The sequence below is a fragment of the Sinorhizobium prairiense genome (assembly GCF_029201645.2).
GTDB classification, from domain to species: domain Bacteria; phylum Pseudomonadota; class Alphaproteobacteria; order Rhizobiales; family Rhizobiaceae; genus Sinorhizobium; species Sinorhizobium meliloti_A.
Window position 1 is genome coordinate 1,581,627 of the sequence record NZ_CP104131.1, and the last position, 13,448, is coordinate 1,595,074.

Consider the following 13,448-nt stretch of genomic DNA (forward strand, 5'->3'; position numbering starts at 1 on the left):
TCCCTCATCCCGCTCGAAGGCAAGCGAGAACGATATCCGCCGCCTTTTCACCGGGCGGACGGTTCGTTTCCATTCGCTGTTGAACGAGGGCGAAGCCGTCGAGCATCGCACGGCGTTGCGCCGTATCGCTCGAAAGCCGTTCGAACCAGCGCGTCAGAACGGCCGGGCGGATCGACTTGTTGAAATATTCGGGCACGACCGGAAAATCCGCGATGAGGTTCGGAAGCGCCGCGGTCCATATCCGAATGCGGGAATGCAGGAGGCTGACGATCCAGTCGGCAGAATAGGTAGAGACGACCGGAACTCCGGCGAGCGCCAGTTCGAGGATCACCGTGCCCGAGGCGGCAATGGCCGCGTCGGCTTGGGCAAAAGCCTCCCATTTCCTGTCGGCGGTTACGCTTATCTCGGGCTGAACCCGCCAGGAGGCCGTCAACGCCCTCACACGGTCTTCCTGGCGCGGCACGGTCGGCAAGAGGAACCGAATGCCTTCGTGCCGCTCCGCGAGCTCTTCGGCCGCTTCGCGGAAGATCGGAAGCAGGCGGCTGACCTCGCTCCCGCGCGATCCGGGCAGCAGGAGGCAGGCCTTCGGCTCGCGCCGATCCTGCATCTGCCGTCTCAGTCGTTGGCGCTCCCGGACCGCGAGAACATTGCCGTCAGATGCGAGCCGATGCCCGACATAGGTCGTCGGCGGACCGCCGAGCTTCCCCATCGCTTCCGGCTCGAAGGGTAAAACCGCGAGCACGTGATCCACATAAGCCCGCATGCGCGGCGCCCGCTCCGGCTTCCACGCCCAGACGCTCGGGCAGACATAGTCGATCACCGGCAAGTCGGGCAATGCGGCGCGGACGCGTTGCGCCACGCGGTGGGTGAAGTCCGGGCTGTCGATGATCAACAGAGCATCCGGACGCGCAGCGGCGATCGCGCGGGCGGTCTGCCCAATCCGCAACAGAAGCTTCGGCAGGTTCGCCAGAACCTGCGAGAAACCCATGATCGACAGTTCGGAATAGTCGAAAAGCGACCGGAGCCCTTCGGCTTCCAGCCCCTCGCCGCCAACGCCCACGAGTTCGAGCGGACCGTCTAGACGGTCACGCAATGCCCGCACCAGGTCGGCGCCGAGCAGGTCTCCGGAAACTTCTCCGGCGATAACCGCCAGCCTGTAGGGTCCGCCTGTCATCTCCGGTCCTTGCGGCAATCGCGCTCGATACCGAGAACGAACAGCCCGCTCCTGTCGGCTTCCTCCACGAGACGCGCGCGATCGAGAACCAGCGCGCGTCCTGCCTCCACGGCGATGCCCGCGAGGCCGGCAGCATGCGCTCCTGCGACCGTCGACGGACCGATCGAGGGCAGATCCGCCCGCTCGTCCTGTTGCGGCTTGCAGAGCTTGACGAGGACGCCGCGACGACGAATTGAAATCCGTCCGTCTTTCCTGAGACCGGCCACTCTCGCCAACATGGCGTCCGTCCCTTCCGCCCCCTCCAGCGCCACGACCCTGCCGCCGACCGCAACGGCGCCCTGGCCGACATCGAGCGCACCCAGCGCGTTGGCTGCGGCGATGCCGGCTTCGATGTCACGCCGATCTTCGTCCGTCGGGGCATGGGCGCCGAGCGGACCGGTATCGGCAAGAAGCCCCGGAACGACCTCGTGCGCGCCGATCACATGGGCGCCGCTCGCCTCGATCAATTCGATCACCATGCGCAGCACGGCGTCGTCCCCGCCGGATATCAAGGTGCGGAAAACCCGCGGCACCTTGGCCAGCGTCTTCAGCGTAGGACGGATATCGCGCCACTCCGGCCGCCGCCGCACCGCACCGGAAAGGACGACCCGGTCGATTCCCTCGGTCTCGAAAGTGCGGCTGATCGCGGCAAAGTCTCCGATTGCGCAAACGACATGGTCGAAGCCGGTCCAATCGGTATCCGCCTCACGCGAAAGCGCAATGATGAACGGGTCTTCGCCCTGGAAGCGCGCTGCCTCGGCCACGTGATGGGGAAGCGTTCCGGCGCCGGCGATGATGGCGAGCCTGCCTTTGGAATGCGGCAGGCGATGAATCGCCACCGCCATCAGCCCTTGGCGCCGCGATTCGGCGACGACAGCGCGCGGTCGCTCTCCGCGGCAATGAAATCCAGGATCTCGATAGCCGGCGCGCAATCGAGATATTCGTTGCGGATAGCGGCTGCGTTCGCGCGAATCGAGCCGTCTCCCTCGAATATCTGCTTGTAGCACCGCCGGACGCGATGAATCGCCGCACGCTCGATCCCCGCACGGGTCATCCCGACCACGTTAAGGCCGCTCAAAATGCCGGGGTTGCCGTTGAGCATTCCATAGGGAATGACGTCATAGCTCACCGCCGACAGGCCACCGATGAAGGCCTGACGCCCGATGCGGGTAAACTGGTGAACCGCCGAGCCACCCCGAGTATGGCTCGATCCTCGACGGTGACGTGCCCCGCAAGCATGACATTGTTGGAAAGGATGATATTGTTGCCGAGGCGGCAGTCATGCGCCACGTGCGAATAGGCCAGGAACAGGTTGTTGTTGCCGATGATGGTCGCGCCGCCGTGCTCCACCGTACCCGTATTCATGGTCACGCCTTCGCGGATGGTACAGTTTTCGCCGATCACCAGTTTCGTATTCAAGGCGCTGTGGTGGACGCTCTGCGAGTCGCCGCCGATGACAGCACCCGGAAAGATCTTCGAGCCCTTGCCGACGCTCGTATGACCGATGACCGCGACGTGACTCAGAATTTCGACGTCATCTGCAAGAACGACATTCGGCCCGATATGGCAGAACGGGCCGATCTTCACGTTTTCGCCGATTACCGCACCGCTCTCGATGGCCGAGGACGGGTGGATCTTCGCACTTGATGCTATCATTCTCAGGCGTCTTCCTTGCTGACAATCATCGCGCCGATATCAGCTTCCGCGACGAGTTGCCCGTCAACTTTTGCATCACAGTGAAACTTCCAGATATTGCCGCGCTGCTTCTGCTTCACCACATGGAACTCCACCCGGTCGCCTGGCACGACGGGCTTGCGGAAGCGGGCATTGTCGATCGTCATGAAATACACGAGATTGCTGCCGATTCCCGTCTTGCGCGCACAGATCGCGCCGGCCGTCTGTGCCATGCCTTCGATCAGAAGAACGCCCGGCATGATCGGCTTCTCGGGAAAGTGCCCGGTGAAATGCGGCTCGTTGGCCGTCACGTTCTTGATCCCGATGGCCGAATTGTCGTCATCGATCTCGATAATGCGGTCCACGAGCAGGAAGGGATAACGATGGGGAAGAAGCCTCAGGATTTCCTGTATGTCCGCCGTGCCGAGGACCGTTGCAGCCTCATTCATCCTTGCCACCCTTCTTCTTCTGCCTCTCGCTCGACCGCAGGGCCATTTCGGCCACATCGCGCAGGAAATCCCGCATCGGTCGCGCCGGAATTCCGCCATAGCGCTCGCCGGCCGGCACATCGCTCGCCACGCCACTCATCGCAGCGATCTGCGCTCCGTCTCCAATGGTGATATGCCCGTTGACCCCGACGCCTCCGCCGATCATGACCCCGTCGCCGATCTGCGTGCTGCCGGCGATGCCGACCTGGCTGACGATGCCGCAGTAACGACCGATGCGGACGTTATGGCCGATCTGAACCAGATTGTCGATTTTCGTCCCCTCGCCGATCACGGTGTCATCCATCGTGCCGCGATCGATCGTCGTGTTCGCGCCGATCTCCACGTGATCCTGGATGATCACCCGCCCGACCTGGACGATCTTGATCATTCCGCCCTTCGGGCCCGGTGCATAGCCGAATCCGTCCTGACCGATGCGTGCGCCCGGATGAATGATGACGTTGTTGCCGACCAGCGCACAAAGGATGCTTGCACCGGCCGAAATGGTGCAATCGCGGCCGATCCGCACGCCCGGTCCGATCATTGCTCCCGCTGCGATGCGCGTTCCGCTTCCAATCTCGACGCCGGCTCCGATCACAGCCATCGGCTCGACCTCGACGCCCGCCTCGAGGCGCGCCGTCGGATCGATGAAGGCTCCCGCCGCTACGCCCCTCTCGCTCGTATTATAGGAAGGGCGCATGGCCCTTTCGTGAAGCAAGGTGCCGGCAAGGGCGAAGGCCGTGTGCGGTTTCGATGTCAGCAGCACGGGTATCGTATCGGGAACAAGCGACGAAATGGCCTTGTCGCAGATGATCGCGGCGGCACGGCAGCTCTGCAACTCTTCGCGATTCTTGCGCGACAGCATGTAACAGATGTCGCCCGGCTTGGCGCGATAGACCGGCGCGACCGAACGCACGGTGCGATCGGCGGCGGCAATATCCAGCAACTCCGCCCCAATCTGATTCGCGAGGTCGCCCAGACGAATCCCCTGATGGGGCGGAAAAAACCAATTCTGTTCCATGGACACTCCAGAACGATTCTCTGGCAGTTCTGGACTGCTCTCTATCAGAACGACGAGTTGATACCGAACTTGAAGTTCTGGACCTCGTCGAAGTCTTCCTTCGCAACCGGCACGGCATAATCCACACGCAGCGGACCGAAAGGCGAAGCCCAGATAAGGCTGACGCCGACCGACGCACGCAGCGAAGCGTCGTTGCCGCGCACCGATTCACCGGCTCCGGTCAGCTCCAACTCATTGTTGTAGAGCGTGCCCGCGTCGACGAACAATGCACCGCGGAAGCCGCTGTCACGCGGAAGGCCCGGCAGCGGGAACGTCGCTTCCGCAGACGCCGTGAAATAGGTCGTGCCGCCAAGGGCATCGCCGTTGTTTGCCCGCGGACCGATACCGTTGCGCTCGAAGCCGCGGATATCGTTGCTGGTCAGCTGGAACTGGTCGAAGACTTCAAGCGAACCGGACGTCTTGAACAGCTGGCCGGCGCTGCCGGAGATCGAGCCGATGATGTCGGCCTCGTCGTGCAGCGTATAGTACCATTTGGCCTTACCCGTCAGCTTGTAGAAGTCCGACGTACCGCCAAGACCTGCAAACTCCTGGGTGACCGAAGCGAGAATGCCCTCGTGCGGCAGTTGCGCATCGTCGAGCGTGTTGTAGGTGATCGACTGGGAGACGGAGGAACGCGTCCAGGGGCCGTCCTCGATTGCGCGAACATAAGGAGAGGAAAGCTCGTCCTCGTCGCCGAAATATTCGAGCTCCGTGTAGTTGTAGCGCAGCGTCGTCGACAGGTTTTCCGTGATCGGCGCAGTCACGCGCAGGCTGAATCCCTGATCGTTGTAGCTGTAGTTGTCGTCATCGAAGTCGTTTTCGTTCTTGAAGAGGTCGAAGCCCGCCGCGAGACGATAGCCGAGGAAATAGGGCTCGGTGAACGAAACATTGTAGGTCTGGCTGTCTTCGCCCTTACCGGCGGCAAGACGAATATACTGGCCGCGGCCAAGGAAGTTCTTTTCTTCGATCGAAGCTTCGACGAGGAAGCCGCCGCCGTCGCCGGCGGAATAGCCGGCGCCGATGCCGAACGAGCCGGTCGACTGATCCTGCACGTCGACGACGATGACCACACGGTCAGCCGCGCTGCCCGGCTGCGTCGAGATGTTGACCGACGAGAAATAGCCGAGCGCTTCCAGGCGGCGCTTGGCGCGCGCAACCATTTCCTGGTTGAAGGCATCGCCCTCGCCGACGTCGAACTCGCGACGAATTACGTAGTCACGCGTCCGGGTGTTGCCGCGAATCTCGATGCGCTCGACATAGGCCCGCTCGCCCTGGTCCACGAGATAGTCGACGGCGATCGTGTGATTGGCGAGATCGCGATTGCCGCGCGGCGTGACGCGCGCAAAGGGATAACCCTCCGACGCGACGCGCTTCGAAATCTCGCTCATCGTGTTCTGAATGTCCTTGGCCTTGTAGACCGTGCCTTCGCGGCTCTGAACGAGCCCTCTCAGTTCCTCGGCGTCGATGCCTTCGACGGTCGATTCGATGTTCACCGAACCGAAGTCGTATCGAGGACCTTCCTCAACCGTGATCGTTACCGTGTATTCGTTGGTCGCCTCATTGAGCGCCGCTTCGGACGAGACCACCTGAAAATCGGCATAGCCGCGGTTGTAGTAGAACTGCCGCAGCAATTCCTCGTCGGCCCGCAGCTTATCCGGATTGTAGACGTCCTTGCGCGTGAGGAACGAGAAGATGCCCGATTCCTTGGTCGCAATCACCGACTGCAGACGGCCGTCGCTATAGGCCTCGTTGCCTACGAAGTTGATCTGCGTGATCTTCGTGCGTTCGCCTTCATTGATGACGAAGGCCAGGTTGACACGCCCTTCGGCAATCGGAACGACCTGGGTCGTCACGGTCACGTCGCTGCGGCCGATGGCGGCATAGGCGTCCTTGATGGCCTGAATGTCGGTTTCGACGGTCGCCTCGCTATAGGGACCGAGCGGCTGGGTACGAACGACACCCTGGAGCTTGTCATCCTTGATCTTGCGGTTGCCGTTGAAGACGACTTGGTTGACGAGCTGATTCTCGCTGACGGAAACGACAAGCGATCCGCCGGAAACCGTGATGCTGACATCGGAGAAATAGCCGGTGGCATAGAGCCGCTTCACGGATGCGTCGATATCGGCATTGCTGAAGCTCTTGCCGGGAACGATCGTGATGTTGGCGCGAACGGTTTCCGCGCTGACGCGCGTTGCCCCACGCACCTCAACCCGATTGATGACCGCGGCTTGCGCGACTGAGGTACCAGCAACAAGTCCTACCCCGGTACCCGTGGCGACCATGCTTGCTGACAGAGCAAACGCCGACACCGCGTTCAAAAACCTTGAACCAGCTTTCATGTCAAAATCTTACCTTTTCCCAACGTCCCGCGGCAGTTTCGTGCCGACTCCGGTCACGGTTGCCGTTTTAACCGCTTTTCCCATACAAGCAAGTCAGCTCGTTAATTTCTGTTTACTTCAATTCCAACCGTGGCTTAACAGCCACTACGGCCTCTTATTATCGTAAACAAACCGTTATCGAGCAGCCGGCTAAACTCCCTCGCTCTCCGAATCCTTAACGATGTCCGCTCCCGCCCAAGGCTCCGCTCTATCCGAAGAGCCAGTTGATATCGTTCCAGGCCGCAAAAACCGTCAGCATGAGCACCATGGCAAAGCCGATACGGAATGCGAGATCCTGTGCGGCGGGACCGACCGGCCTGCCGCGCAGCGCTTCGACCGCATAGAACATCAGATGACCGCCATCAAGCACCGGCACGGGCATCAGGTTGAGCAATCCAATGGAAACCGAAAGGACGGCCGCGAAATTCAGCACCTCGGCAATACCGAGCTTCGCCATCTGACCGGACATCTGGGCGATGCGGATCGGTCCGCCGACCTGATCGGCGCTCATCCGGCCGACAAAGAGATTCGAAAGATAGTCGAGCGTGCCCGTTACGATCCGCCAGCTCTGCAGTGCCCCTTGCCCCACCGCTTCGAGAGGTCCGTAGGTCTCGACCCGGAAATTGCCGGCCTCCTGGTTCGTACCGATCCCGATCTTGCCCTCCTCCATCTTGTTGCCGAGCGGGTCGACGGATTCGGTGCGCTGGGGCACCATTGGCAGGTCGATCGCAGCGCCATCGCGCTCGATCCGGACGGTGATCGGAAGCTCGGGACGGACGCTGACATAGCGGCGCACGTCGTCGAAGGTGCTGATCGGCTTTCCGTCGATCGAAAGCAGCCGGTCTCCAGGCAGAACACCCGCCTTTTCCGCAGCGCTGTCCGGCGCCACGAAAGCGACGACGGGATCGGCGACGGCACGGCCGTAGATGGAGAAGAGGACGGCGAAGATCGCAATCGCCAGTAGAAAATTCGCGATGGGACCGGCCGCGACCGTCGCGGCGCGCTTCCATAGCTTTGCACCCAGGAATGTGCGGCCCCGTTCTTCGGGCGCGATCATCTCCAGCCGCCGGTAGTCGGGCGTGCTCGCCGCATCCTCGTCGCCGAAAAACTTCACGTAGCCGCCAAGCGGGATCGCGCAGAATTTCCAGCGGGTGCCGTGGCGATCGGTCCAGCCGAAGAGCTCGGGTCCGAAGCCGACGGAAAAGGCCAGGATGCGGATGCCCGACCAGCGCCCAACCAGGTAATGTCCCATCTCGTGAACGAAGACCAGCAACGTCAGGAGAAACAGGAAGGTGGGGATCGTGTACTGGAGATTGTCAAGCAGCAGGCTCATAGTCATTCCTAACGCGTCCGTTGCCACGTCCGCCAGTTCAAATTGCAAGGTCGGGGCCGTGACGCCATGGTCGGACCGCCGCAGGATAGTCCCGCTTCGAGCCCGATATAAGGACTACACCGGCAGTCTTCAAAGACCCAGCAGAATCGCGCCGAAAGAGACTTCCCGGCCGCCCGCCAGCAAGAACTGCCCAAGCACCAGAGCCAGTGCGGCAATGCAGGCGAATATCAGCCCGTCCACCCGGTCCATGACGCCGCCGTGACCCGGGATCAGCCTGCTCGAATCCTTGACGCCGAACCGGCGCTTGACGAAGGACTCGAACAGATCGCCTGTCTGGCTTGCGACGGACAGGACCAGCGCGATGACGGGAATGCGCAGGTCCTCGAGGGCAAAGTGAGCCATGAAAACGGCGACACCCGCAAGAACGCCGAAAATCGCCCCGCCGATCGCGCCCGACCAGGTCTTGCCCGGCGAGATTGCGGGCGCCAGCTTTGGCCCGCCGATCGCCCGCCCCGTGAAGTAGGCGAAAATATCCGTTGCCCATACGACGGCGAACACGAACAGCATCGCCATCAGACCGAGATAGTCCGCTCCGCGGATCGCCGCGAGCGAAATGCTCGTCAGACCCGCATAGACGATCCCGCCCGGTAGCCACCAGCTGGTTCCCTTTATCGCCACCCAAAGCGCTGCCGCGAGCACACAGAGGGCAAGCCCCGGGAGGCTGACATGCATATAACCGAGGAGGACCAGACCGGCGATCACCGCCTGCGCCAGCCAGCCGAGGGCATTGCCCTGAAAGTCCCGCTCGGGGAGCTTCGTGATGGTGGACCACTCGTAATAGACGAGCAGGCCGATCACGACGGAGAGAAGCTGGAAGGCAAAGCCGCCGATCCAGGTTGCAGCAAGAACCACCGCAGCAAGAACCACCCCGGAGGCGATACGAAGTTTGAGTTCGGCCTGCATCAGGAGCCGACCGCCAAAGTCGGTTGGGTCAGTCCGCCGAATCGGCGCTCGCGGCAGGCATATTGTTCGATCGCCGCAAAGAATGTCTCGCGCGTGAAATCCGGCCAGAGGTCCGGAATGAACAGCAATTCGGAGTAGGCCCCCTGCCAAAGGAGAAAATTGGAGAGACGCTCCTCGCCGCTCGTCCGGATGATGAGATCGGGATCTGGAATGCCCGCCGTATCGATCGTCGAGGATATCCGTTCCGCGGTAATCTCTTCCGGCCGCAGACGACCGGCGGCCACGTCCCCCGCCAGGCGGCGCATGGCTCTCGCCAGCTCGTCTCTGGCGCCGTAATTGAACGCGATGACCACCGTGATGCCGGTGTTCGCGACCGTCGTCTCCTCCGCTTCGATGAGCAGAGGCAGGATATCGCCGCTCAGATTCGATCGGTCGCCGATGACCCGGATGCGGACGTTCTCACGGTGGAGATCGGCGAGATCCCGTCGGATGAAAGCCTTGAGCAGGCCCATGAGGTCGCTGACCTCGTTTTCCGGCCTGTTCCAGTTCTCCGACGAGAATGCGAACAGGGTCAGGTAACGGATACCGATCTCCGCCGCCGTCCTTACCGCCCCGCGGACCGCCTCAACGCCCTTGCGGTGGCCCATGGTACGGGGCAGTCCACGCGCATTCGCCCAACGACCGTTGCCGTCCATGATGATGGCGACGTGAGCCGGTACGTTTGCGGGATTGAATTCTTGCATGGGTTGTCCGGACAAAGAGACTCACCTATCCGCAGGTCAGACCTGCATGATTTCCTTTTCCTTCTCCGCGAGCAAGCGGTCGATTTCGGAAATTACGTCATCGGTCATTTTTTGGACCCGCTCGGACTGAGCACGGCTCTCGTCCTGGCCGATCTCGCCGTCCTTTTCGGCTTTTTTCAGGTCGTCCATACCGTCACGGCGAACGTGGCGGACGGCGACCTTGCTTTTTTCGGCATAGTCGTGGGCGACCTTGACCAGCGATTTGCGGCGCTCCTCGTTCAGTTCCGGGAGCGGAATGCGCAGGTTCTGCCCGTCGACGATCGGGTTGAGCCCCAGATTGGACTTCCGGATTGCCCGCTCCACGGCCCCGACCATGGACTTGTCCCACACCGAAACCGAGAGCATCCGCGACTCCGGAACCGTGATGTTTGCCACCTGGTTCAGCGGCATGCGAGAACCGTAGGCTTCGACGGTCACCGGATCGAGTACGTTCGCCGAAGCGCGGCCGGTCCGCAGCGACGCGATGTCGTGCTTGAAAGCAGCGATCGCCCCGTCCATCCGACGCTTGAGTTCCTTCAGATCCACACCTTCACTCATGGTTCAAGACTCCCGTTCTTATCAGCAGCCCTTGCGGGCCCCAGCAGCTTGTCAATTATCGGTCACGATGGTGGCACGGCCGCCACCCGTCAATATCTCCGTGAAGCCGCCCTTCTCGTGGATGGAAAAGACGACGATCGGAATGGCATTCTCCCGCGCAAGCGCCACGGCGGCAACATCCATGACTGCGAGGCCTTTTTCGAGAACCTCGCTATGGGTCAGGCGGTCGAAGCGGGTGGCCGAGGGGTCCTTCTTCGGATCCGCGGAATAGATGCCGTCGACCTGTGTTCCCTTGAAGATCGCCTCGGCGCCCATCTCCGCCGCACGAAGCGCCGCAGCCGAATCCGTCGTGAAGAACGGATTGCCCGTGCCGCCGGCGAATATCACGACACGCCCGAGCGAAAGATGATAAAGCGTCGCGCGCTGCGAGAAGCTCTCGCAGATTTCCGGCATGGCGATGGCCGACAGGACGACGGTGTCGATATCGAGCTTGCGCAGCGACGTCGCCAGCGCAAGTGCGTTGATGACCGTCGCCAGCATTCCCATGTGGTCGCCGGTTACACGGTCGCCGCCCTTGGACGCGACAGCGACACCGCGGAAGATGTTGCCGCCGCCGACGACGACGCCGACTTCGACACCCATCGCTCTCGCTTCCGCGATATCGGAGGCAATCCGGTCGGCTACGGCAACATCGATGCCGAACCCCTGGCTTCCCATAAGCGCTTCACCGGAGGCTTTGAGAAGAACGCGCTTGTAGATTGGCTTGGCCGACATCGTCACTCCTGAAATAGATCGGCGCGCGTGTGCAGGCATCTGGCGCACACCGGCGTAAAGGCAAATTCCGCTGCGTGGTATCAACCGCTCCGGCGGGTCCTACGCATCGACTGGAGCCGGATACACGAAGGGCACCGCGTTGTCACGCGATGCCCCAACGTTTTCCCATTCGAGGTGAAGAAATCAACCCTTCGCGGCGGCTGCCACCTCTGCCGCGAAATCGCTCTCTTCCTTTTCGACGCCTTCGCCGAGCAGGAGACGGGCAATGCCGGCAACTTCGATCGGCGCGCCGACGGACTTTTCCGCTTCCTTGATCGCGGCTTCCACCGTCAGATCAGGGTTCATGACGAAGGCCTGCGACAGAAGGGCGACTTCCTCGAAGAACTTGCGCATGCGGCCATCGACCATCTTCTCGATGATGTTGTCCGGCTTGCCGGAAGCGCGCGATTGCTCGATGAAGACGTTGCGCTCGCGCTCGGCGACCGCCGGGTCGATTTCGCTCGAACGGACCGCGAGCGGGTTGGTCGCGGCGACGTGCATGGCAACCTGCCGGCCGATCGCGTTCAGAGCTTCCTTGTCGCCGGTCGACTTCAACGCGACGAGCACGCCGAGCTTGCCGATGCCGTCGCCTGCGGCATTGTGCACATAGGTCGCGACGACGCCATCCTCGACCTCGAGCAGTGCCGAGCGGCGCAGCGTCATGTTCTCGCCGATCGTGGCGATGGCGTCCTTGATCGTATCTTCAACGGACTTGCCCGTCGCCGGATAGGTCGCCTTGGAGACGGCTGCAACGCTGCCGTCGGTGCCGAGGGCGACATTGGCGACACCGCGAACCAGCTCCTGAAAGGCGTCGTTGCGGGCAACGAAGTCGGTCTCGGAGTTGATTTCGACGACGACGGCCTTGGTGCCGGAGCTGGCAATGCCGATGAGGCCTTCGGCAGCAGTGCGGCCGGACTTCTTGTCAGCCTTGGCGATGCCCTTGGCGCGCAGCCAGTCGATGGCGGCTTCCATGTCGCCATTGGTCTCGGCAAGCGCCTTCTTGCAGTCCATCATACCTGCGCCGGTCTTTTCGCGCAGCTCCTTCACCATTGCGGCGGTAACAGTCATCTTTGTGCCTCTTGTCTGTTTGCTGGCGCGCCGACCGGGATTGGCGCAGTGCCAGAAGGTTTGGCAGGAAATGGCCTTTCTGTGTGACATCGTGATGAAGCCACTTTAGCGATGTTCGCGGGCTCACCGCGCGCGATCGGCCGGGCCATTTCCGGCTGATAAAGAACAAGGCCGTTCAGATTCTACATCACAAACGGCCTCGTCCCGATATTTCATGCGTACGGCAGCGCTTGGTCTGCCGGTCGGGCCGATCAGGCTTCGGACGCTTCCTCGAGAGCCGGCTCGACCGGAACCTCTTCGGATGCGCCGAGATCGCGGCCAGAGGCGCCCTGCTGACGGGCGATACCGTCAATGGCGGCGCGGGCGATGAGATCGCAGTAAAGGGCGATAGCGCGCGATGCGTCGTCGTTGCCCGGGATCGCGTAGTCGATCTGGTCCGGATCGCAATTGGAGTCGATGACGGCAACGACCGGAATGCCAAGACGCTTGGCTTCGTCGATGGCGATCGATTCCTTGTTGGTGTCGATGATGAACATCAGATCCGGGGTACCGCCCATATCGCGGATACCGCCGAGTGCGCGGTTGAGCTTCTCGCGCTCGCGCTCGAGGTTCAGGCGCTCCTTCTTCGTGAAGCCGGAAGCTTCCGAAGCCAGGATTTCATCGAGCTTGCGCAGGCGCTGGATCGAGTTGGAGATCGTCTTCCAGTTCGTCATCATGCCGCCGAGCCAGCGGGCATTGACGTAGTACTGGGCGGAACGCTTCGCAGCGTCCGCGATGATCTCGGACGCCTGGCGCTTGGTGCCGACGAAAAGCACGCGGCCGCCGCTGGCGACGGTGTCGCTGACGACCTGCAGGGCGCGCGACAGCATCGGTACGGTCTGGGCGAGATCGATAATGTGAACGTTGTTACGGTCGCCGAAGATGTACGGCTTCATCTTCGGGTTCCAGCGGTGCGTCTGGTGACCGAAGTGGACGCCCGCCTCGAGAAGCTGGCGCATAGTGAAATCAGGCAATGCCATGCCTTTGTCTCCTTTTCCGGTTGAACCTCCGCAAGGCGTCGAGCGCACCGCAATGCGCCCACCGGCGGAACGATCCGGATTTCTCCCGGAAAATCCCATGCC

General features: G+C 62.0%; 12 protein-coding genes and 1 pseudogene. All 13 read right to left on the bottom strand.

What is annotated here, in order from left to right; translation table 11 throughout:
* Nucleotides 1-4: 4 nt before the first annotated feature.
* Nucleotides 5-1,174 (bottom strand): lipid-A-disaccharide synthase, encoded by a 1,170-nt coding sequence (lpxB, locus tag N0Q91_RS10205; RefSeq protein WP_275598011.1) that lies wholly within the window; start codon nucleotides 1,172-1,174, stop codon nucleotides 5-7.
* Entirely contained in the window at nucleotides 1,171-2,058 is an 888-nt protein-coding gene (lpxI, locus tag N0Q91_RS10210; RefSeq protein ID WP_275598012.1) for an LpxI family protein, read from the bottom strand. Before lpxI ends, lpxB begins: the two co-directional genes overlap by 4 nt.
* Nucleotides 2,058-2,875: pseudogene (gene lpxA / locus N0Q91_RS10215) on the bottom strand (acyl-ACP--UDP-N-acetylglucosamine O-acyltransferase). The gene lpxI and the pseudogene lpxA overlap by 1 nt, the downstream one beginning before the upstream one ends.
* Nucleotides 2,872-3,336, bottom strand: a complete 465-nt coding sequence (fabZ, locus tag N0Q91_RS10220) for a 3-hydroxyacyl-ACP dehydratase FabZ (RefSeq protein ID WP_010969260.1) — start codon at nucleotides 3,334-3,336, stop codon at nucleotides 2,872-2,874. The pseudogene lpxA and the gene fabZ overlap by 4 nt, the downstream one beginning before the upstream one ends.
* Nucleotides 3,329-4,393 (bottom strand): UDP-3-O-(3-hydroxymyristoyl)glucosamine N-acyltransferase, encoded by a 1,065-nt coding sequence (gene lpxD / locus N0Q91_RS10225; protein ID WP_018097754.1) that lies wholly within the window; start codon nucleotides 4,391-4,393, stop codon nucleotides 3,329-3,331. Before lpxD ends, fabZ begins: the two co-directional genes overlap by 8 nt.
* A 44-nt stretch (nucleotides 4,394-4,437) precedes the next feature.
* Nucleotides 4,438-6,771 (bottom strand): outer membrane protein assembly factor BamA, encoded by a 2,334-nt coding sequence (gene bamA / locus N0Q91_RS10230; RefSeq protein WP_018097755.1) that lies wholly within the window; start codon nucleotides 6,769-6,771, stop codon nucleotides 4,438-4,440.
* Between the two features lie 247 nt (nucleotides 6,772-7,018).
* Entirely contained in the window at nucleotides 7,019-8,143 is a 1,125-nt protein-coding gene (gene rseP, locus N0Q91_RS10235) for an RIP metalloprotease RseP (RefSeq protein ID WP_100673903.1), read from the bottom strand.
* A 129-nt stretch (nucleotides 8,144-8,272) separates the two neighbouring features.
* A complete protein-coding gene (locus tag N0Q91_RS10240; protein ID WP_275598013.1) occupies nucleotides 8,273-9,106 on the bottom strand; it encodes a phosphatidate cytidylyltransferase in 834 nt (277 codons plus the stop codon).
* A complete protein-coding gene (locus tag N0Q91_RS10245; protein ID WP_100673905.1) occupies nucleotides 9,106-9,849 on the bottom strand; it encodes an isoprenyl transferase in 744 nt (247 codons plus the stop codon). Before N0Q91_RS10245 ends, N0Q91_RS10240 begins: the two co-directional genes overlap by 1 nt.
* A 36-nt stretch (nucleotides 9,850-9,885) precedes the next feature.
* On the bottom strand, nucleotides 9,886-10,446 hold the full coding sequence (frr, locus tag N0Q91_RS10250) for a ribosome recycling factor (protein WP_275598014.1): 561 nt from the start codon (nucleotides 10,444-10,446) through the stop codon (nucleotides 9,886-9,888).
* Between the two features lie 51 nt (nucleotides 10,447-10,497).
* Complete coding sequence (gene pyrH / locus N0Q91_RS10255; protein ID WP_018097759.1) at nucleotides 10,498-11,220, bottom strand: UMP kinase; 723 nt, start codon at nucleotides 11,218-11,220, stop codon at nucleotides 10,498-10,500.
* Nucleotides 11,221-11,403: 183 nt separating this feature from the next.
* On the bottom strand, nucleotides 11,404-12,327 hold the full coding sequence (gene tsf, locus N0Q91_RS10260; protein ID WP_275598015.1) for a translation elongation factor Ts: 924 nt from the start codon (nucleotides 12,325-12,327) through the stop codon (nucleotides 11,404-11,406).
* A 251-nt stretch (nucleotides 12,328-12,578) separates the two neighbouring features.
* Nucleotides 12,579-13,346, bottom strand: a complete 768-nt coding sequence (gene rpsB, locus N0Q91_RS10265; protein WP_003534993.1) for a 30S ribosomal protein S2 — start codon at nucleotides 13,344-13,346, stop codon at nucleotides 12,579-12,581.
* Between the last annotated feature and the right edge of the window lie 102 nt (nucleotides 13,347-13,448).